Raw genomic sequence first — 21,522 nt, forward strand, 5'->3', positions numbered from 1 at the left:
ACCGCGTTCGCATCCGAAAGAATATGACCACAGAACTAACCATAACCCGTCCGGCACGACCTTTCATGGGTGAGGACATGGACCTCAAAAGCTGGGAAGACGTTAAACCCCTTTTCGACGACCTGCTGAACCGCCCCCTACCCGATGCCGACGCCCTGCGGCAGTGGCTCCGCGACCGTAGCGAGCTGGAGTCGTACCTCTCCGAAAATTTTGCCTGGCGCTACATCCGCATGACCTGCGACACCGCCGACACGGGGTTGGTAGAACGCTTCAATTATTTCGTTGAAGAGATTCAGCCGCACCTGTCGACCTACGGCAACGAACTCGACAAACGCACCGTTGAGAGCCCGTTTGTTGATCAGCTGATTACCGAACCCCAGTACGCCGTGATGATCCGGGGCATGCAAAAAGCAATCGAGATTTTCCGCGACGAAAACGTGCCGCTGCAAACCGAGTTGCAAACCCGCGAACGCGAATACGGAGCCACCGTTGGGGCCATGACCGTAACGCTACTCAACGAGGCCGGTGAGCCCGAAGAAATGACCTTACCGAAAGCATCGGATCGGCTCTACCACGCCGACCGGGCCGTGCGCGAAGAAGCCTGGCGGGCCATCTGGCAACGCCGGTACGACAGCCACGAGCCACTCGACGCCCTCATGACCGATCTGATCAAACTACGGCACGAGGTGGCGCAGAATGCCGGGTTTGCCAACTTCCGCGACTACGCGTTTGCCGCCCTCGGCCGGTTCGACTACACCCCTGCCGATTGTTTCAACTTCCACGAGTCGGTAGCCGAAACCGTGGTGCCTTTACTTGATAAACTGGCGCAGGAACGACGGGCCGCTATGTCTTTAGACGAGCTACGCCCCTGGGACACGAAAGTCGATATTGAGGGCAGGCCCGCGCTGGAACCGTTTCGGAGTGGTGAGGAGCTGATCGACAAAACCATTCAGTGCTTCGATAAACTCGACGGAGCCGGGCGATTGGCCAATTTTCTACGCACCATGCGCGCCATGCACCACCTCGACCTCGAATCGCGGAAGGGCAAAGCGCCGGGCGGCTACAATTATCCGCTCGAAGAAATTGGGGTGCCGTTTATTTTTATGAACGCAACCTCAAGCCTGCGCGACCTGGTCACGATGGTGCACGAAGGCGGCCACGCCGTACATTCGTTTCTGACACGCGACTTATCCCTGAAATCCTTCCGAAACCCGCCGATGGAGGTAGCCGAGCTGGCATCTATGGCGATGGAGCTGCTGTCGATGGATCACTGGGATGTGTTTTTTGACAACCCCGAAGAACTCCGCCGGGCCAAGCTGCAACACCTCGAATCAATTATAGAAACCCTGCCCTGGATTGCCACCATCGACAAGTTTCAGCACTGGCTATACGAAAACCCACCCGCCGAACAGTCGGCAGAGTACGTAGCTGAACGAGAGGCCAACTGGCTGCGTATATACAATCAGTTTGCCGATTCGGTTACCGACTGGTCGGGGCTGGAGCGGTACAAAGGCATTATCTGGCAGCGGCAACTGCATTTGTTTGAGGTGCCTTTCTATTACATTGAGTATGGCATTGCACAGCTGGGGGCCATTGGTGTCTGGCGTAACTACCGACGCAATCCCGAAGCCGGGCTGCAGGGATACCTGAATGCGCTCAGCCTGGGATACAAAGACACGATTCCGAACATTTACGCAGCCGCCAACGTCCCTTTCGACTTTTCGAAAGAGCACATTAGTGAGCTGATGGGTTTTGTTTGGGAAGAAATGGCCCGGCTTTCGGCCCCGGCAGCCTGATTCGGAGCGGGACATCGGCCGGGCTGTGCAAAAAACTCCCGGCCGACGACTGACGACTGGCTACTCTTTTATAACTTTGCGCCAACGAATTCGCAACCAAGCAAATGAAAAGCACATTGACTAAACTTTCGCTGGTGATCGCCCTTGGTTTTGTGGCAACCGCCTGTGATTACCAGAAATACAATTCGATTCGTCAGAAAGACGTCCGCGAGAACGATGAGTATGTGTATGGCGTACACAAGGATTCAGCGGCTGTTCAGTCAAAAAATAAATACACGCCCCGCCCCGAACTGGAAGAGCGCACGCAGAAAATCCGCGAGAAACTCTTTGGTGCCGGCACGATTGGCGAAGGTGCGTAACCGACCTGATGCCCCCTTTTACAACGGAGCGATGCCCTGTTGAGCCCCCGGCCTGTACCAACAGCCCAACCGGCCCAACAGGGCATCGCTCCGTTGCGTATTCAACCTCTTAATCAGTTTTTACTCAACGGCATAGGGGGATATAACTTTTCTTCGTTACTTTGAGGCACAGAAAGAATTCAACAATTGGATTTTTTCGCCATTCAACAACTCTATATAGCTGCTATTTGCTATGAATATTGCATTAGTTACAGGTTCAGCGGGTTTGATCGGTAGCGAGTCAGTTGCCTTTTTCTCAGATAAATTTGATCTGGTTGTTGGTATCGACAACAACATGCGGCAGTATTTCTTCGGCACCGACGGCTCTACCGAGTGGAACCGTAACCGGCTCGAAGATTCGTACTCGAACTATACGCACCGCTCTGCCGATATCCGGGAGGTTTCTGAACTGGATCCTATTTTCCGCGAGTTTGGCACCGATATTAAACTGATTGTGCACACGGCTGCACAGCCCTCGCACGATTGGGCCGCCCGCGAGCCATTTACCGATTTCAGCGTGAACGCCAACGGTACGCTGAACCTGCTCGAAATGACGCGGCAGCACTGCCCCGAGGCTGTGTTTATCTTTACCTCGACCAATAAGGTGTACGGCGATAACCCGAACTACCTGCCGCTGGTAGAGACCGAAACCCGCTGGGAAATCGACGAGAATCACCCCTATTTCAAGGACGGTATCGACGAGTACATGAGCCTCGACCACACCAAGCACTCGTTGTTTGGTGCCTCAAAAGTGGCCGCTGATATTCTGGTGCAGGAGTACGGCCGGTATTTCGGCATGAAAACGGGCGTGTTCCGCGGTGGCTGCCTGACGGGTCCCAACCACTCTGGCGCGCAGCTGCACGGCTTCCTGTCGTACCTCATGAAGTGTGCCATCACGGGCAATCAATACACTATTTTTGGCTACAAAGGCAAGCAGGTACGCGACAACATTCACTCGTGGGATTTGGTGAACATGTTCTGGCATTTCTACCAGGCTCCCCGCGCCGGTGAGGTGTACAACGCTGGCGGTGGCCGGTACGCCAACTGCTCGATGCTCGAAGCCATTGCGCTGTGCGAAGAAATTTCGGGCAACAAGATGAACTACACGTACTCAGAAACCAACCGCATCGGTGACCACATCTGGTACGTATCGAACCTGAACAAATTTAAGGAGCACTACCCCGGCTGGAACTGGACGTACGATCTGAAAGAGACTATGTCTCAGATTCACGACAGCATGGTGGCCCGGCTTCAGTCGACCGGAGCCGTTGCGAAGTAAGTAACCTTTGAAATTCGCCAACGGAGCCAGGTTTCTGGCTCCGTTTTTTATGTTTACTCACCAACCGCTTCCGGAATAGCATCTTGTTTATCTTGCTACACTATGCCCGGCTTTGATTTGTTTCCGACGTTCTATTTCGTACCTACCTACCTGATCTGCTGGCTTTTACTGGCGGGTTTGGTGCTTCGACCGAAATGGGGTAAACGGCTTTTTCTACCGTTGTCGCTTATTCTGCTTTTTCTACTCCGACTACCCAGCATCTGGTTTAATAACGAAATTAACCCGGACGAAAGTCAGATGATTACGCAGGCGATGACCCTGGCGCAAGACCCGATTTATTTTCGGTCGGTCGATGGAACGACGGGAGGGCCGCTGGATAGTTATGCACTTGTTGTTCCGAGTTGGTTGGGGCTGCCCTTCGACTATATCTCGGCTCACCTACTGGCCTTCGGGCTGATCGCCCTCTTTCTCGTTTTTACCTTCCGAGCCGCTCAGCTCTGGTTTGGTATTCGTTCGGCACAATTGGCCCTCTTCCCACTTGTTGTGTTGCTGGGCCTGACCCAAAACGGTGATTTTCTGCATTACAACAGCGAACTGGTTGCTATTGTCCTACTCGCAGGGGCTACCTACCTGCTGGCCCGGCAGCAACAATCAGAGCCTGTCCGCCCGCAGCTTTTTCTGATTGGTTTTTTACTCGGGATGGTTCCCTTCGGAAAGCTTCAGGGTGTGCCGCTGGCCGCGGTGGTGGGGCTGTTTACGGGCTTTGATATTTTGAGACGCACCACTACCCCGATGCCGCAAAAAGCTGGACAACTGGCTATACTGACGCTGGGTGGTCTTCTTTTCCCAGCACTGTTTGTCTTGTTTATGGCCGTAGGTGGCCAACTCGATAGCTTTGTTACGTTTTACATTGAGGGGAACTTCAATTATGCTACCGGCGGGAATCAGCTCGACAATCTGTTGCATCTACCCCGCTTTTTCGGAAAAGGCTCCGAGTTTGCGTGGCTCGTCAGCCTGACTATCGCCCTACCAATTATCTGGCTCATTGCCAGTCGGCTTACACGCCCCACGCACAACGGGCTGGGCGTTTCGGCACTGTCCGCCGACCGGGCAAGCCAAACCGATCCTCTCTTTTATGTGGGCTTTCTGAGCCTGCTCACACTCATTACGTTTTACGCCATTACCCGTACGGGCTCTGAGTACGTACACTATCTGTTTTTTCTGATGGGGCCGTTCATGCTTTGGCTTGCCTACGCCTGGTCGGGGCTGCTGGCGTATAACCAACCGGTGCAATGGGTGGGTATTGGCATACTGGCCGTTTACCTGCTGGGTTTTGGTGTTCAGGCACTGAACCGATACCAGCAGGGTGCCCCTATGAACCCGTACCCGTCTGATAATCAGGGCGGCTGGCAGTTACCTAAAGCAGATATAGTGAAGGAAATTGTGAAATACGCGCAACCCGGCGAGAAGCTGGTGGTGTGGGGCTGGCGGTGCGATTACTACGTACAGGCTCAAATGCAGCAAGGGGTGGCCGAAAACCACACGATCCGCAGCACATTCGCTCATCCTATGCTCGACATTTATCAGCGCCGGTACGTGGCCGATTTCAAACGGTCGTTTCCGCCTGTGTTTGTCGATGCGGTGGGTAGCCAAAACCTCTGGATGAACGATCGTAAAACACAGGGCTTCGAAATTATTCGCCCATTGGCCCAATTTGTTACGGCCAATTATCGCTACGTGGGTTTATTCAACGACGCCCGGCTTTACGTGCGCAACGACCGATTCAACGCAAATAGATAAAATGGGTAGCAATAGTCTGCCCGATACAAGCCAGTTTTTACAGCATTATGTGGACCAAACAAGGACTCATCTATAAACCCGACGGCTCAATGCCGTTCAGTCAGACACACGCGCAGGTTCCGTTCGGCTTCCCGATGAACGACCGCTTCCGGGTGTATTTTTCGACCCGCGACAAAGACGTACAATCAGCTACGTCATTTGTGGAACTCGACCCAAACGACCTGTCGAAAGTAGTGTATGTGCACGATAAACCCTGCCTTACCAAAGGCGCGGTGGGTATGTTCGACGAAACGGGGGCCATGCCCTCGTGGTTTCTGCCCGTAGGCGACGAAATCTGGTTGTACTACACCGGCTGGAACCGCAGCGAAACGGCGGCCTACCGGCTCGGCATTGGCCTGGCTATCAGCCGCGACGGGGGCCTCACCTTCGAGCGCAAATTTACGGGCCCACTGCTCGACCGGTACATATTTGATCAGGTGTGGGTAGCACAGCCCTGTGTGATTCGCGAACGCGACGACTACTGGCGTATGTGGTACCTGTCATGCACCAAAATTGAGGTAATCAACGGGCAGCCGGAGCCTTTCTACGATGTGAAGTACGCCGAATCGAAAGACGGGATTCACTGGGAGCGTACAGGGCACGTTTGTGTTGGCTATGACGAGTTTACAGATGCTATCGGTCGGCCAACGGTGTACAAAGACGGCGACCTGTACAAAATGTACTTTTCGTACCGCAACGCCACCAATTACCGTACAGACGTACAGCGTAGCTACCGAATCGGGTATGCCGAGTCGGCGGATGGTATCAACTGGGAGCGTAAAGATGAGAAGGCAGGTATTGAGCGGTCAGCCGACGGCTGGGACTCACTCATGATGGATTACTGCCACATTGTGCAGCATCAGAACCAATGGGTGATGTTTTACAATGGCAACGGGTTTGGTGCTTCGGGCTTCGGCTGGGCAACAGCGGACATGTAGGCAGGTTTACCACCCCCCAGCCCCGGAACGCCGGACTGAAAAGTTTACCACCCCCCAGCCCCCTCCTGAAAAACAGGAGGGGGAGATGCGAGAGGGAAATCTGAATAGAAAGCGTACAACTTGTGAAGTCAAGTTGCTTTATGGCTCCCCCCTCTTGTTTTTAGCAGAGGTCAGGCCAAAACCGAGTTAGGCGAGGGTCAACTAGACAAAGTCAAGTTGACCTACGGCTCCCCCTCCTGTTTTTCAGCAGAGGTTAGGCCAAAACCGAGTTAGGCGAGGGTCAACTAGACAAAGTCAAGTGGCCTTACGGCTCCCCCTCCTGTTTTTCAGGAGGGGGCTGGGGGGTGGTAAAAACCACACACGAATACACCTTGCATTTCCGGGCTCGTAGCCGGACCTTTGTATAAATTTACTCCCGTTTGCGGTGTTGCGTATCTATGCAGAATAAGCCCAAAGTCAGCGTTTTAGTAATTACGTATAACCACAAGAACTTCATCCGCAAGGCCATCGACAGCGCCCTCGCGCAGGAAACGTCATTTCCGGTCGAAATTCTGGTGGGTGATGATTTTTCGACGGACGGCACCCGCGACATTGTGCAGAGCTACGAACAAGCGTACCCCGGCCGCGTAAAAGCGGTGTTGCAACCCCGCAACTTAGGCATGAACGGTGGTCTCAACTGTCTCGAAACGCTTAAACTGGCGCAGGGTGAGTATTATGCCATCATGGATGGCGACGACTACTGGACCGACCCGCACAAGCTTCAGAAACAGGCCGATTACCTGGATACGCACCCCGACTACTCCGCCGTATTTCATAATGCACTGGTGACGTTTGAGGAAGAAGGCACGTCGTATCTGCTCAACGGCCCCGATATGAAGCCGTTTTACACCCTCGACGATCTCATCGGGGAAGACGAAATCTGGTTCATGGCCACGTCGAGTATTCTGTTTCGCAACAGTATTCCCGAATACCCGGAGTGGTTCAAACTGTCGACCAGTGGTGATATACCCCGGCTGGTGCTGAAAGCCAAAATGGGGCCGATTGGCTACATTCCCGATGTAATGTCGGTGTACCGGAAAAACCGGGCGGGGGCCAGTTTCCACGACTATGTGTGGGACGAAAAGTTTCTCCGCAACCGGATTCAGATGTACAGCAACATCAATAAGGAACTTGACTACAAATACGACCGGGTGCTGCGCAAAAATATTGCCCGGTATTACCGCATGATGCTCGATTCCAAACAGTACAAAGACCGCTATTTTTGGCGGGCCTTTTACGCGCTCAAATACCTGCATATGGCACACCCCAAAAAGCAGATTGTGAAAGAGGTGGTACGAGATTATGTAGTACCAACGCCCTTGCGGAAGGTGTACAGCGCCATTCGTCTGTTGCCTTATCGATTGTAAACGTGAATCAACTTCGGCGAATCGGGAAGCCGCAATAAACATGAACTCGACTCGTGGCGGAGCAAAGCCACGGCACACATTATGAAACTAAGCGTCGTTATTCCGGCCTACAACGAGGAAGAGTCTATTCCGCACACCCTCCGGACCCTGTACCAGACTCTGGCCAAACACGGTATCCCGCACGAGATCTGCGTGACCAACGATAACTCGAAAGACAACACGGCCGGGGTGCTCGAAGCCCTGAAGGCCGAGATCCCAACGCTGGTGTACTATACCAACCCCGGCCCCAATGGCTTTGGGTACGCGGTACGGTACGGCCTCGAACGCTTCTCCGGCGACTGTGTGGCGGTGTTTATGGCCGATATGTCCGACGACCCGGAGGATCTGGTAAAGTACTACAACAAGATGCTCGAAACCGATACCGACGCGGTATTTGGTTCGCGCTGGATCAAAGGTGGTAAGGTAATCGACTACCCTGAGGTGAAGAAATACATCAACCGCGTAGCCAACCTGATTGTGCGGGTTCTGATGGGTATCAAATACAACGACACAACCAACGCCTTCAAGCTGTACAAGCGCGAAACCATCGAGGGCGTAAAGCCGTTTTTGTCGCCACACTTCAACCTCACCATTGAGTTGCCCCTCAAAGCGATGGTGCGGGGCTATACGTACGAGGTAGTACCTAATAGCTGGACAAACCGGAAGTATGGCGAGTCGAAACTGAAGATTAAAGAAATGGGCAGCCGGTATTTCTTTATCCTGATGTACTGCCTGATCGAGAAGTTTTTCGCGCGGGGCGACTTCAACAAGAAATCGACAGCTAAACCTGCCAAAGCGGTTAGCCGGTAGTTAGCAGACCGGGCAAGCCTCAACGCTTGCCCGTTTTTTTTCTAAGAGGGGCGGGCCGGTTCTACTTTGTAAAAACGCCCGGCATCTGATACACCAGTAAGGTCTGAATCACGGCCCAGAATACGGCGCTCGCCAGCATAGCCGCAAACAACCGGGGGCGCTCAACCCGAAACGAAACAGCCAAAGCCGTGCCGCCAATCGGGGTTAGCAGCAGAGGAGTCAGGAAAGCGATGCCCAGCACCCCGGCTCTCTTCCAGATTTTTACGGCCAACCGGGTTCGGCGAGTAAACCGGCGGGGTGGAGTCCGGCGAAAGCGTTGACTCAGGCGGAACAACAATTCGCCCGCAAACGACACGACAAGCACACTCAGCATCATTCCCAGCACGGTACAAACGGCTGTTTCGACCCAGCTCAACTCAAAAGCAAGGCCCGCCAATGGCCCCGCAAAAAATTTGAGGGTGCTGGCTAAGATGACGGAAACATATTTGGCAAACTGCATGGTTGAAGCGAATGATGGTGACAAAACAACACGTAGCGTATCGTTTTTGGTTTACCGTTTTTAGCGATAGATAGAGCGAACTCAGAAGGAGCGACCCTAAAACACTGAACGCCAAACCCAAAACTATAAACCGTAAACTATAAACCGCCCCCAAATGCCTGTTGTCCAGTCGGCTTACTCAGGACCTCCACGCTACCTGTACAATGCCCACTTACAAACCATCATCCCGAGCCTGACGCGCAAGGTTCCGGGCGTTGTGTACGAACGCGAGCGGCTCACTCTCTCCGATGGCGATTTTGTAGACCTCGACTGGGTTGATGGCGGTAACCGGCGGCTCGTGGTGCTGACCCACGGCCTGGAAGGCGATAGCCAACGGCACTATATCCGGGGCACGGCCCGCTTGTTTGCGCAGGCGGAATACGATGTACTGGCCTGGAACTGCCGCTCATGCAGTGGCGAAATGAACCGGGCCTTCCGGCTGTACAACCACGGCGAAATTGGCGACTTTGGCGAGGTAATTACCCACGCTCTCCGCACCAAACCCTACGAGGAGGTAGTGCTCATTGGCTACAGCATGGGCGGCAACATCACGTTTAAGTATCTGGGCGTGCACGGCCATGAAGCCCCCGACGTAATCCGGCGGGCAGTGGCCGTCTCCGCCCCTACCGACCTACTGGCTTCAGCCAACCTCCTCGACCTACCATCCAACCGGTTTTACCGCAACCGGTTCATGCGAAAACTAACGGCTAAGATTAGCCAGAAAGCCGCCCTGTACCCCGGTCGGTTAGACATGAGCCGCCTGAAAGACGTAAAGGTCTGGGAAGACTTCGATAACTTTTTCTCGGCCCCGGTCAATGGCTACCGCGACGCGCAGGACTTTTACCAGCAAGCCTCGGCCGTTCATTACATGCCCGGCATTCAGATTCCTGTATTGCTCCTCAACGCCCAAAATGACCCCATCCTGTCGCCGGAGTGTAGCCCTGTCTGGCTCGCTCAGAAACGGTCGACAATCTACCTCGAAGTATCGGCTTCGGGCGGGCACGTCGGGTTTCTGCAACCACGCGACCCATTTACCTACGCCGAACGCCGGTCGCTTGCCTTCGCTACCGAAAAATTATAGGGTATCAACGGGTATTTTAGGCCGAAAAACGGCCCAACTGGGGTGTTTTTGCTATTTTCGTTGTCGGCCGTTTATCATCCGGCACACCCTCTATGTTACGTCCTCTATTCGTAGGCTTCATCACCCTATTTTCCGGTTTGGCGCTCGCTCAGGCGCCCAAATTGGCCAAACGACCGCTCAACCATACCGACTACGACCGGTGGCAGAGCGTTCGGCTGGAGCAACTCTCCGACAACGGTCGCTGGATTTCGTACCAGATTGACCCGCAGGAAGGCGACGGTCTGTTAATGGTCACAGGCGTCGGCTCACCCTCAACCAAGTACAGCGTTCCGCGCGGGTACGCAGCCCGCTTTTCGGCCGATAGTCGGTTTCTGGTCGCCCGCATCAAAGCCCCAATAGCCGACACGCGCAAGGCCAAGCTGAAAAAGAAAAAAGCCGACGAGATGCCCAAAGACAGCCTCGTAGTGCTGAATCTGGGAACGGGCGCTACACAGAAGTTTCCAAACGTCAAATCGTTTGCGCTCGGTAAAGATGGCGGCTCATGGGTAGCTTTTTTGCAGGAACGCAAAGACGACAAAGCCCCGGCCCGCCCCGCAGCCAGCCGCGACACCACGGCCAAAGCCCCGGCCAATGCAACAGCCAGCCGTAAGCCTGCCCCCAAAAAGCCCAAAGGTGACGACCTGGTCCTGCTGAATATGGCCGATGGCGCGCGCCAAACAACCCGGTACGTGTCGAACATGACGATGTCGGAAAATGGGCAGGCGGTTGTGTACACGCGCGAGTCTATCATCGACAGTCTTCAATCGGGCGACGCCCTTGTGCCGGGCGTGTTTGCCTTCCGAACCGACACCAAACAAATCCGCGTGATCGACACCACCCGGCTGCATAAAGTGTACAAAGGGCTCTCCGTCGACAAAACAGGCGGGCAGGTAGCCTGGATGGCCTCAGCCGACTCAGCCGGTGCCGACCAGAAGTCGTTTCGGCTTTATTACCAGAACCTCGTTGGCGCGGTAGCCAACACCCCGGCGAGCAAAAAAGGCCGTCCTAAAACAGCCGCAACCGCCAGTACCGGCCGGGTACTTATTGCCGACACCACCACGGGTGCCCTCCCCAAAGGCTGGTCGGTAAATGAGTTTGCACCGGTTCGGTTTTCGGAAGATGGCCAACGGCTGTACTTTGCCACCTCACCCGTGCCTCCTCTGATTCGGAAAGATACCCTCACACCCGACGACGAGAAGGTGAAGATGGATGTCTGGACCTGGACCGACGCACGCCTGCAGCCCATGCAGCAAAAGCGGCTCAAGGAAGAAAAAGAGCGAGGCTACACCACGGTGTACAATCCGGCTACCGGCAAAGTGGTTTTGCTCGCCAGCCGCGAAGTACCTACGGTATCCGTCAACTATAAAAAAGATAACCGGTACCTGCTGGGCATGAGCGATATGCCGTATCAGGTAATCAGCTCGTGGGATCCCGGCCATACCGACCTCTACCTGATCGACAGCCAATCGGGCCAGAAAACGAAAATCGCCAACGACATTATGGCGTCGGATATGCGCATTTCGCCAGAGGGCAAGTACGCCTACTGGTTCGATGAGCGCGACACCCTCTGGCGGGCCTGGTCCATTACGGAAGGCAAACGCATTGATCTGACGCGTGGCCTCCCGGCCAAACTTTTCGACGAGGAGCACGATACGCCCAACCTGCCAGGCAGCTACGGAGCTGCGGGCTGGACCACCAACGACGCCTATTTCTGGGTGTACGACCGCTACGACATCTGGCAGATTGACCCCACCGGTCGCGAAAAACCCCGCAACCTGACCAACGGCTGGGGCCGGGCCAACAAGGTGCGGCTACGCCGGATAGAACTCGACAACGACGACCGCCCCGCCGAACGACCGGGTATTCAACCCGCAGCTGACCTGTACCTGACGGGCTTCTGGGAAAGCGACAAACATACGGGCATCCTTCGGATTCGGCCCTCAAAGCAGCCGGCTTCTCCCGGAGCAACATCAACCGGGGCTCCTGAGATTTTACTGAGTAGCCCGCACCGGTATTTCGGTATCAATAAGGCCAAAAATGCCCCGACCATGACCTTCTACCGGGGTAACTTCCAGGAGCCGATCAACCTGTTTGTTACCGACACTACGTTTGCCAACCAACAACAGCTGAGCCGGGTCAATGCACAGCAGGACAGCATCCGCTGGGGCTCGGTCGAGCTGGTAAAATGGACGGGTACCAACGGTACAGCCCTCGAAGGACTCCTCTACAAACCCGAAGATTTCGACCCGAACAAGAAGTACCCCATGCTGACGTACTTCTATGAGCGTAGCGCCGAAACCCTGCCCGATTACAAGTTTCCGGCCCCCAGCCGCTCTACCATCAATATTCCGTACTGCGTCTCGAATGGCTACCTGGTCTTTGTGCCCGACATTGTGTACACCACGGGTAACCCCGGCCAGAATGCCTACGACTGTATTGTACCGGGTGTGCTGAGCCTGATCAACCGGGGCTTTGTTGATCGCGACCGGTTAGGCATTCAGGGTCAAAGCTGGGGCGGGTATCAAACAGCCTATATCATTACCCAAACGAACCTGTTCAAAGCCGCCATGGCGGGGGCCATTGTGGCCAACATGACCTCGGCCTACGGCGGTATTCGCTGGGGTACGGGCCTTGTACGCCAGTTTCAGTACGAGAAAACCCAGAGCCGAATTGGGGGCACGTTATGGGAAAAACCGATGCATTACATCGAAAACTCTCCGCTGTTTTACGCCGACCGTGTTCAGACGCCCCTCATGCTGATGCACAACGACGCCGACGGTTCTGTGCCCTGGTATCAGGGAATTGAGATGTTTACGGCCCTGCGCCGGTTGCAAAAGCCAGTCTGGATGGTGGTGTACAATGGCGAAGACCACAATCTGGTACAACGCCATAATGCCAAAGACCTGAGCATTCGGATGTACCAGTTCTTTGATCATTACCTGAAAGATGCGCCCATGCCGATCTGGATGAAAGAAGGGCGCAGCGCCGTGGAAAAAGACCGGGGCGAAATGAAATACTGATAACCAACCAGGGCCATTGCCTCAAAGAATTGGTTATGAGTTAGTTTGATTCAGATGAATGATTAGCTTTGGCCGCATTGTATTCTTAACCAAACTTCATGCCGCCAGTCTGTACAAGCGCGTGCAGGTACCTGACCGGGTACCCGCACGTACGCCCTTGCACTATCTACCGCGATCATACTTCTTTCACCGGCCACTCAGCCGGTCATATTCCTCAAATAGCCGAGCCTGTTAAGCATATACAGGCCGGCTATTTTTGCATTTAAAAGTAACGTTAATTGACATTTAATTTACGACAGGTACTACCCTTACATCCATGTACGTACTTGCGTCCCGATACAACCTAATCCATAAGTTGTGATGAAGCGAGTGCACGGCGGGTCCCTTTTTGGGGGCCTGCCGTTGTTTTAGACCCCGGCCAGTGCAACGAAAAACATAAAACCCTTCCCGCCTGAATGGTATGTAGCGTCCTGTTTCCGCTTTATCTCACGACACAACCAAACGCTTACATCATGCTTCATCGCTTTTTGGCGGCAAGCCTTTTTAGCTTATTACTTTCTCCGGTCTGCGCCCAGACAACCAAGCCGGCAACCTCAGGTAACCCGGTATTTCCGGGCTGGTACGCCGACCCTGAAGTAGCCGTTTTTGGCAACAAATACTGGATATATCCTACCTACTCAGCGCCGTACGAAAAGCAGGTGTTCATGGACGCTTTCTCATCGCCCGATTTGGTCAAGTGGACCAAGCACCCACGGATTATCGACACAACCGCCGTAAAATGGGCTCGCCGGGCTATGTGGGCCCCTTCGACCATTCAGAAAGACGGGAAATACTTTCTTTTCTTCGGGGCCAACGATGTGCACGAAGGGGAAGTGGGTGGTATCGGGGTAGCCGTAGCCGATAAGCCCGAAGGCCCTTTCCGCGATTATCTGGGCAAACCGCTCATCGGGCAAATCCACAACGGTGCCCAACCCATCGATCAATTTGTGTTTAAAGATAAAGACGGGCAGTACTACATGATTTACGGCGGTTGGCGGCACTGCAACATTGCCCGGCTCAACGCCGATTTCAAAGGGTTCTCGCCCTTCCCCGATGGTAAAACCTTCCGCGAAATCACACCCAAAGGGTACGTAGAAGGGCCTCTCATGTTTATGCGCAATGGCAAATACTACTTCATGTGGTCGGAAGGAGGCTGGACAGGCCCTGACTATTCGGTTGCCTACGCCATTGCCGATTCGCCGTTTGGTCCGTTTGAACGGGTCGGTAAAATTCTGCAACAAGACCCCAAAGTAGCCACGGGGGCGGGGCATCACTCTATGTTGAACATACCCGGCACCGACGAGTGGTACATTGTTTACCACCGGCGCCCGCTCACCGAAACAGACGGCAATCACCGCGAAACCTGCATCGACCGGCTCGAATTTGATGCCAACGGTGCCATTAAACCGGTACAGATTACGGTAGAAGGCGTAAAAGCACGTCCGCTGCGGTAGGGCATCCGGGGGGCCATCCGACCCGGATTCAGGTTTATTCTCTTAATAAAATTTGGTGAATCAGCCCAAAGCCCAAAAATCGTGTTGAGAAAAACGGATTTGGACACCCGCCGTCGTTTTAACTCTGCCCATTTCGGTTATTTTTGCAGGAAACCCCAATTAGTAAACTGACCAAATTCAGCATGAAAAAACAAGGTATTTCGCTTGCTCTGTCCTTACTGGCCACTGGCGTGATGGCCCAGCAAGGTCCGATTCAGTTCACGGCCAAAAGTATTGTAGCCCTCTCAGATGCCGATATGGCCGCGTCGGCCATGGTTGACGGGAACCTGCTCAAAGACAAGTTCACCAAAGATGCCCTAACCACCATTGGTTTTCCCCTCGACCGGAGTGGCAGCAACATCAACACCTCAGTCATTTCGAACAGCATGGCCCTGTTCGATAAAGTACTCGCTGTATCGAACAACGGCCGCCTGGCATTTGTGGTCGAAGGCCGTGGCCAAACCGGCGACAGCCTTACCTCGCTTAAAGGTGGATTGAGCGGCCTGCCTGCCAGTACCAAAATGTTTACCGTTGACCTGAGCGCGGGCAAGCCCGCCCTGAAATACGGTTTTGCTGTGGGCCAAAACCCAACGGCCGTTACCATCAACCCAACCGGCAACGCCCTGATCGTAGCCTCGGCTGATCCTGGTAAAGAGCTGCGGATTGTAGAAGTAGACGGTACCGGCAAGCCAACACGGATCCTGACGGCAGCATCGCCGGTGCCCAACGCGGTCATTACCGATCTGGCCTGGCATCCGGGTGGGCAGTTTGTGGCCTACACCATTGCCGGCTCGCAGGAAGTGGGTCTGATGAAATACGCCCTTGATGCTACCAAAAAGCCAAACCTGGTTCCGCACGGCAAAACCATTAAGGTAGGTGCTATGCCCGGCACGGGTAAATTCAACGCCGACGGCAGCGTGTTTGTGCTCGTCGACGCTAAGAAAGCCGCCAATGCTTCGGGCACGGGGGCGGGCGAGGTGTTCGCCGTTCAGTTCAGCACCGACGATACGCCGGGCGAACACAAAATCCTGTCGCAGGCCGCTACGGGTGAAGGCCCCGAGAGCGTAGCCATTAGCCCCGACGGTTCGGTAGTAGTTGTGGTCAACGCTGGTCAGTCGTACCAGCCGTTTGGCAACGCAGCCGTAGCTAAAAGCTCCCTGACAGTGTACGCACTCGGCAAAGACGGCAAGCTGACCCAGTCGGCCGATTATCCGTTTGAAGGCATTGCTCCCCAGAGCGTTGACTTCGACCGCTCGGGCGATGCTATTGCCGTAGCCGTACCCGAATACCTCGACTACGGAATGCGGAATGGCGGTATTGAATTCTGGAAAGTTACCAAGGGCGACAAGCCGACGCTCACCAAGCAGGCCGGCCGGATCAGCCTGACGCGCGGCTGCCACGCCATCAAGGTAATTCCGTAAGCATCAACGCCCTACAAATCGGGGTTCTGCCCCGTGTCGCACCCGGCTCCATCTCAGGAGCCGGGTGCGGCTTTTTTATACGGAGTCAGGCTTCGCATTTCCCGCGCTACATTGCTTATTTTTGACCATCCGGAATATACTATATACCGGGTGCGTACCAACCCTTTCGTTCATGCCTGCAACCCTAACCATTGGCGCCGACATTGGCACCACCAACGTCAAAGCTATTGCCTACGAACCCCACTCCGACCAGATTATAGCCCATGCGTCGCGGCCGTTGCACACGTTGCAACCCCAGCCAGGCTATTCGGAGCAAGACCCGGAGGCCATTTGGCAGGCATTTGGCGACGTGATGCGCGAGCTGATGCAAGCCGTGCAGCAGGCCGGGGCAACGGTTGGCGTAGTGGCGTTTAGTGCCGCCATGCACAGCCTGATAGCCATCGACGCCCAAGGTAACCCAATCACCAACGCCCTGCTTTGGTCCGACAACCGGGCCGAGGCCGAAGCGCGCACCCTGCGTACGCATCAGGCCGCATTGGGGCAGGCCATTTACGAGCAAACCGGTACGCCCATTCACCCGATGATTCCGCTGTGTAAACTCGCTTACTGGCGGCACCATCAGCCCGACCTCATCCGAGATGCGGCCCGCTTTATCAGCATCAAGGAGTTTTTATGGGTTCGGCTAACGGGCGAATACGACATTGACTTTTCGATGGCTACCGCTACCGGCCTGTTCGATCAGGAACACCGGCAATGGAGTCCATTGGCCCTCTCGGTGGCGGGCATCGCCGATACGCAACTATCGGTGCCTGTACCCACGATGCACATTCGGCCCCTGCTCGGTTCGGCGGCAACCCATACCGGGCTGGAACCCGGTACCCCCCTGCTCATTGGTGCCTCCGACGGCTGCCTGGCCAACCTGGGAGCCGGGGCTGTAGCGCCGGGTATGACAACGCTCACCATCGGCACAAGCGGGGCCATTCGCCAAACCGTTCGGCAACCCCTACGCGACCCACAAGGCCGGTTGTTCTGTTACCACCTGACCGAAGGCTACTATGTGGTGGGTGGCCCCACCAACAATGGGGCCAACGTACTGCAATGGCTGGCCGAACAGTTTACCCGCCAAACGCCCGAGGCTGTACTGGCGCAGGCAGCCCAAATCAATGCCGGTGCCGACGGGCTTCTGTTTTTACCCTATCTGCAAGGGGAGCGGGCTCCGCTCTGGGATGCGGCCGTACGGGGCGCATTTCACCACGTCGACTGGCTACATACGCAGGCTCATTTTGTGCGGGCCACTCTTGAGGGGGTCTTATTCAATCTCTGGAGCATCAACCAGCTCCTGGGCGACCATACTGACCCTACCCACGTCATTCATGCCAACGGCGGATTTGCTCAGTCGGCGTTTTGGGTGCAGATGCTGGCCGACATTGCCGGGGTGCCCGTACGGCTCAACGCCAGCAACGAAAGCGGAGCCGTCGGGGCCATTTTACTCGCGCTGACTGCTACCGGGCATTACCCCACACTCGATGTAGCCTCAGGTAGTGTGAGCTTCGGCAAAACGTACGAACCCAACCCTGAGCACCACCGGGTTTACCGGGAAACGTTCGAGCGTTTCAGAGCGCTTCAGGCAGACCTGGCCAATAACTAATTAAAAACGAAACAGGCGCAACGAACCCACTGATTTTCACGTAAATTAGCTTAGCACATCCCCTTTCTCCCGCTAAGCCTATGCGTCTGAAAATTTACTTTCTTTTGTGGTGCACTCTGGGTTTGTCTGGCAGCAGCTTTGCTACGCATCAGGTAGGGGGGCACCTGGAAATGCGTGCGTTGGATACTTCGCCCGGCCGCTATCTGATTACAGTGACCAATTACCTGGAGAACAATGCGCGTGGCAACCAGCAGGGCGGTGGGCGATTGGGCATTTACCGGAAGCGCGACAATTTCCTGATGCTCATTTTCACCACCAGCCAGAGCGGGCCCCGGCAACCGCTGGTGTTTGCCAACGAGCGGTGCGCCGAGCAGCGAAACCTCAATTTTATCGTTGCTACGTTTAGTGCCGAAATTAACCTTGACCCACTTACTTACAGCGACCCTCTGGGCTACTATATTTCGTACCAGACCCGCAACCGCAATGATGGTATTGATAACATCATGAACCCGGTGAACACGGGCTACACGTTTTATCTGGAATTTCCACCCCTACTTCGCAACGGAAGCCCTTTTTTGAACAGTTCACCCCGGTTTCCCAATATCAATGGCGAATACATCTGCCTCAATGACCCGTTTACGTTTGCTTTTGGCGGCACCGACCCCGACGGCGACCAACTACGCTACTCGCTCGTATCGCCCCTGAACCAGCTGGGGTCGGGCAACAACAATACCAACAACGTATCGGCGGGGCCCTACCCCGATGTCGTATGGGCACCGGGATACGGATCCGACAACGCCATTCCAGGCAAGCCCGCCTTACAAGTCAACCCAACTACGGGCGAACTGACCGTAACGGCCACCGCGCAGGGTCTGTTTGTATTTGCGGTGAAGGTGGAAGAATACCGAAATGGGCAACTGATTGGAGAAGTTCGGCGCGACTTTCAGTTTCTGGTTGTCGATTGCCCACCCGTGAGTCTGCCCAAAGCACAGGTGCGTGCGCAAAATAAACCTGCCACGGCTACCTCATTTACCATATGCCCCAATACCGGGCTAACCCTGCTGGCCAATACCGACCCTACCTGGTTTTACCAATGGCAACGCGACGGTCTGAACCTGCCCGGTGATACCCTCCCCACGCTGGAAGCACGGATGCCGGGCAATTACATGGTTGTGGTATCGTCGAAAACGAGCTGTGTGCAGTCGAGCAAATCGCAGGCGCTGACCATCACAGTAGTTGATGTGAGTACCCAACTGAGCAGCAGCGGCCACCTGTGTCCCACTACGGGTACCATGAGTTTCAGCGTTCCAGCCAACGACAACCAGACCTACCGATGGTTGGTTGATGGGCAAATTCGGGCGGGGGCCGTACAGCCTACCTTCACAACCGAACAGCCCGGCCGGTTTCAGGTCGAGGTGACCAATACAGTTTATGGTTGCCGGGTCCGGTCAGAGGAGCGTACCGTTGCCCGGTCGGCCCCGGTGCTGGCTACCCTTAGCAGTTCGGCCTCGGCCATTTGCCCCAGTGCTTCGCTAGCACTCATTGCCGGGGGCGGAGTCAGCTATCGGTGGCAGTATAACGGGCAGTCGCTGCCCCATTCGGCGGCCACTTTCGACGCGCAAACGGCGGGCACGTACAGCCTGACCGCCATTGACCAGTATGGTTGCGAAGGTACCTCAGCCCCGTTGGTCATTGGGCAGGTGCCCCCTATTAGCGTCAGCCTGGAGCCTGTTCCACCCAGTTGCGGAACCGTAGCCCCGGCCCTAACCTTAACAGGCAAACCCGACGGGGGTGTATTTGCAGGTACAGGTATTGCCCCAACCGACCCCGCAACAGGGCAGTTTAGCCCGGCTATGGCCGGGGTTGGTCTTCATGCGCTAACCTACACGGTACGGCCTGCGCCCTGGTGTGAGGGCGTAGTGGCCCGGCAGAATGCCCTCGTAGCGCCCATCCCGACCATCAACCTGCCCGACACCATCAAAACCTGGCGGGGCAACACCTTTACCGTAGAACCCCAGCTTACCGGCGCGCCCAACCAGTTTTGGTGGGAACCCACCGCCTTTCTGGGCAATTCGCGCTCAGCTCAACTCGATATTGTAGATATTCAGCACGATACGACGTACTATTTCAGAGTTCGCAATGAGGGGTTGTGCGAAGCGCGCGACACGGTTCGGGTACGCGTGTTTTCACGAATCTGGATCCCCGATGCATTCTCGCCCAATCGCGACGGACAAAACGACGTTTGGGAATTAAAAGGCGTAGAAGGATTTACCAAAGCCGAACTAACGATTTTCAACCGATGGGGCGAGGTGGTGTACTGGTCGAACAATGGATACCAGTCACCATTTGATGGTACATTCCAAGGGCAAGCTCTACCCGAGGGACCATACGTATTTGTGCTGAAACCGGCCCCCGGCTACGAAACCATTCGCGGCAAAGTGATTGTGCTACGCTGACGTGGCAGGCGGTTTTTTATCGTACCTGCCCGTCGCCTACCACTACCCATTTTTCGGTGACTAATTTTTCGAGGGCAAAGGGGCCCCTCGCGTGTAATTTCTGGGTTGAAATACCGATTTCGGCCCCGAGCCCAAACACGCCCCCATCGGTAAACCGGGTCGATGCGTTGGCGTAAACAGCCGCGGCATCCACCTCATTCAGAAACCGATTGATGGCCATCTGATCGGTGGCAACAATAGCCTCAGAATGGCGCGACGAGTACAGCTGAATATGGGCCAGGGCCTCATCCTCGTCGGCCACTACCCGCACCGCGCATTTGTAATCCAGAAACTCCCGGCCAAAGTCGGCCGGCTGTGCCCGTTGCAAATACGGGTAACCGGCTCGTTCCAGAATACCATAGGCCGTTTCGTCGGCAAAAACTTCGACGTTGTATTCGGTAAAACCCGGTTTGAGCATGGGCAAAAAGGCCTCCGCTACGGCGGCATCGACCACAATACAATCGAGCGAGTTACACACCGACGGCCGCGTTACTTTGGCATTGACCACAATAGCCGTGGCCTTGGCCAGATCGGCTGTTTTGTGCACGTACGTATGGCACACCCCCGCCCCGGTTTCGATAGTGGGCACCAGCGAGTGCTTGCGCACAAACTGAATAAGCGACTCCGAACCACGGGGAATAATAATATCGACGTATCGGGTGGCCGTCAGCAACTCATTCACCACCGCCCCACGTTGCCCTTCGCCATCGAGCGGCAACAAAGTCACAGCCGCCCTGGGAATGTCAAATGCTTCCAATGCCTGTTCAATCAGGCCAACAAGCACCCGGTTTGAGAAATCAGCCTCTTTACCCCCTTTCAATACACAGGCATTTCCTGAGCGCAGGCACAGGGCCGCCACATCGACCGTTACGTTGGGCCGCGACTCATAAATAGCACCCACTACGCCCAGCGGCACCGCCAGCTTACGCAGTTGCAAGCCCTTCTCGATGGTTCGGTCGAGCAACACCTGCCCCGATGGATCGGGCAAGTTGGCCACTTCATTGAGGCTCCGGGCCAAATCGGCTACGCGGGCTTCGGTCAGTTTAAGCCGGTCTTTTTTAGGGTCATCGTCCGGAATACGAGCCAGATCGAGCGCATTCTGAGCCAGAATAGAGTCGGTATTTGCCAGTAGTAAATCGGCCAGATACGACAACAAAGCCGATTTCTGTTCGTCGGACAACTGACGAACGGCCGAAGCAGCTTGCTTTGCCTGCTGCAAAAGGGGCGTAATTGTGTTGGTCAT

At 55.2% G+C, this 21,522-nt stretch carries 15 protein-coding genes; 13 read left to right on the top strand and 2 right to left on the bottom strand.

Features of this window, described 5'->3' with window-relative positions; translation table 11 throughout:
- Window positions 1–23 precede the first annotated feature (23 nt).
- The 7 genes from RUDLU_RS0109860 to RUDLU_RS0109890 all read left to right on the top strand — a co-directional run bounded on the left by RUDLU_RS0109860 (window position 24) and on the right by RUDLU_RS0109890 (window position 8,505).
- The gene (locus RUDLU_RS0109860) at window positions 24–1,796 is read left to right on the top strand and encodes a M3 family oligoendopeptidase (RefSeq protein WP_027302921.1); all 1,773 of its coding nucleotides are present in this window, start codon (window positions 24–26) and stop codon (window positions 1,794–1,796) included.
- A 104-nt stretch (window positions 1,797–1,900) separates the two neighbouring features.
- Window positions 1,901–2,155, top strand: a complete 255-nt coding sequence (locus RUDLU_RS0109865; RefSeq protein ID WP_019988211.1) for a hypothetical protein — start codon at window positions 1,901–1,903, stop codon at window positions 2,153–2,155.
- Window positions 2,156–2,387: 232 nt separating this feature from the next.
- Window positions 2,388–3,473 carry an NAD-dependent epimerase/dehydratase family protein gene (locus RUDLU_RS0109870; RefSeq protein WP_019988212.1) on the top strand — a complete coding sequence of 362 codons (1,086 nt, stop codon included), beginning with the start codon at window positions 2,388–2,390 and terminating at the stop codon, window positions 3,471–3,473.
- Between the two features lie 102 nt (window positions 3,474–3,575).
- On the top strand, window positions 3,576–5,273 hold the full coding sequence (locus RUDLU_RS0109875; protein ID WP_019988213.1) for a hypothetical protein: 1,698 nt from the start codon (window positions 3,576–3,578) through the stop codon (window positions 5,271–5,273).
- 47 nt (window positions 5,274–5,320) lie between these two features.
- Complete coding sequence (locus RUDLU_RS0109880) at window positions 5,321–6,250, top strand: glycoside hydrolase family protein (RefSeq protein ID WP_027302922.1); 930 nt, start codon at window positions 5,321–5,323, stop codon at window positions 6,248–6,250.
- Window positions 6,251–6,687: 437 nt separating this feature from the next.
- Window positions 6,688–7,656: a glycosyltransferase family 2 protein gene (locus RUDLU_RS0109885; protein WP_019988215.1), complete on the top strand. Its 969-nt coding sequence runs from the start codon at window positions 6,688–6,690 to the stop codon at window positions 7,654–7,656.
- An 81-nt stretch (window positions 7,657–7,737) separates the two neighbouring features.
- The gene (locus tag RUDLU_RS0109890) at window positions 7,738–8,505 is read left to right on the top strand and encodes a glycosyltransferase family 2 protein (RefSeq protein WP_019988216.1); all 768 of its coding nucleotides are present in this window, start codon (window positions 7,738–7,740) and stop codon (window positions 8,503–8,505) included.
- 61 nt (window positions 8,506–8,566) lie between these two features.
- Here the strand turns inward: RUDLU_RS0109890 and RUDLU_RS0109895 are convergent, their stop codons facing one another.
- Window positions 8,567–9,004, bottom strand: coding sequence for a hypothetical protein (locus RUDLU_RS0109895; protein ID WP_019988217.1), 438 nt, complete (start codon window positions 9,002–9,004; stop codon window positions 8,567–8,569).
- Window positions 9,005–9,158: 154 nt separating this feature from the next.
- On the opposite strand from RUDLU_RS0109895, the gene RUDLU_RS0109900 reads away from it, so the two are divergent.
- The 6 genes from RUDLU_RS0109900 to RUDLU_RS0109930 all read left to right on the top strand — a co-directional run bounded on the left by RUDLU_RS0109900 (window position 9,159) and on the right by RUDLU_RS0109930 (window position 20,240).
- On the top strand, window positions 9,159–10,124 hold the full coding sequence (locus RUDLU_RS0109900; protein ID WP_019988218.1) for a YheT family hydrolase: 966 nt from the start codon (window positions 9,159–9,161) through the stop codon (window positions 10,122–10,124).
- 92 nt (window positions 10,125–10,216) lie between these two features.
- The gene (locus RUDLU_RS0109905) at window positions 10,217–13,183 is read left to right on the top strand and encodes a S9 family peptidase (protein WP_044129399.1); all 2,967 of its coding nucleotides are present in this window, start codon (window positions 10,217–10,219) and stop codon (window positions 13,181–13,183) included.
- Window positions 13,184–13,695: 512 nt separating this feature from the next.
- Window positions 13,696–14,676: a glycoside hydrolase family 43 protein gene (locus RUDLU_RS0109915; protein ID WP_019988220.1), complete on the top strand. Its 981-nt coding sequence runs from the start codon at window positions 13,696–13,698 to the stop codon at window positions 14,674–14,676.
- A gap of 182 nt (window positions 14,677–14,858) precedes the next feature.
- Window positions 14,859–16,136: a beta-propeller fold lactonase family protein gene (locus RUDLU_RS0109920; protein WP_027302924.1), complete on the top strand. Its 1,278-nt coding sequence runs from the start codon at window positions 14,859–14,861 to the stop codon at window positions 16,134–16,136.
- Between the two features lie 172 nt (window positions 16,137–16,308).
- Entirely contained in the window at window positions 16,309–17,784 is a 1,476-nt protein-coding gene (locus RUDLU_RS27250) for a gluconokinase (RefSeq protein WP_019988222.1), read from the top strand.
- An 80-nt stretch (window positions 17,785–17,864) separates the two neighbouring features.
- Window positions 17,865–20,240 (top strand): T9SS type B sorting domain-containing protein, encoded by a 2,376-nt coding sequence (locus RUDLU_RS0109930; RefSeq protein ID WP_019988223.1) that lies wholly within the window; start codon window positions 17,865–17,867, stop codon window positions 20,238–20,240.
- 16 nt (window positions 20,241–20,256) lie between these two features.
- On the opposite strand, the gene RUDLU_RS0109935 is transcribed toward RUDLU_RS0109930, so the two are convergent.
- Window positions 20,257–21,522 carry a glutamate-5-semialdehyde dehydrogenase gene (locus RUDLU_RS0109935; RefSeq protein WP_019988224.1) on the bottom strand — a complete coding sequence of 422 codons (1,266 nt, stop codon included), beginning with the start codon at window positions 21,520–21,522 and terminating at the stop codon, window positions 20,257–20,259.

The organism is Rudanella lutea DSM 19387, from assembly GCF_000383955.1.
GTDB classification, from domain to species: domain Bacteria; phylum Bacteroidota; class Bacteroidia; order Cytophagales; family Spirosomataceae; genus Rudanella; species Rudanella lutea.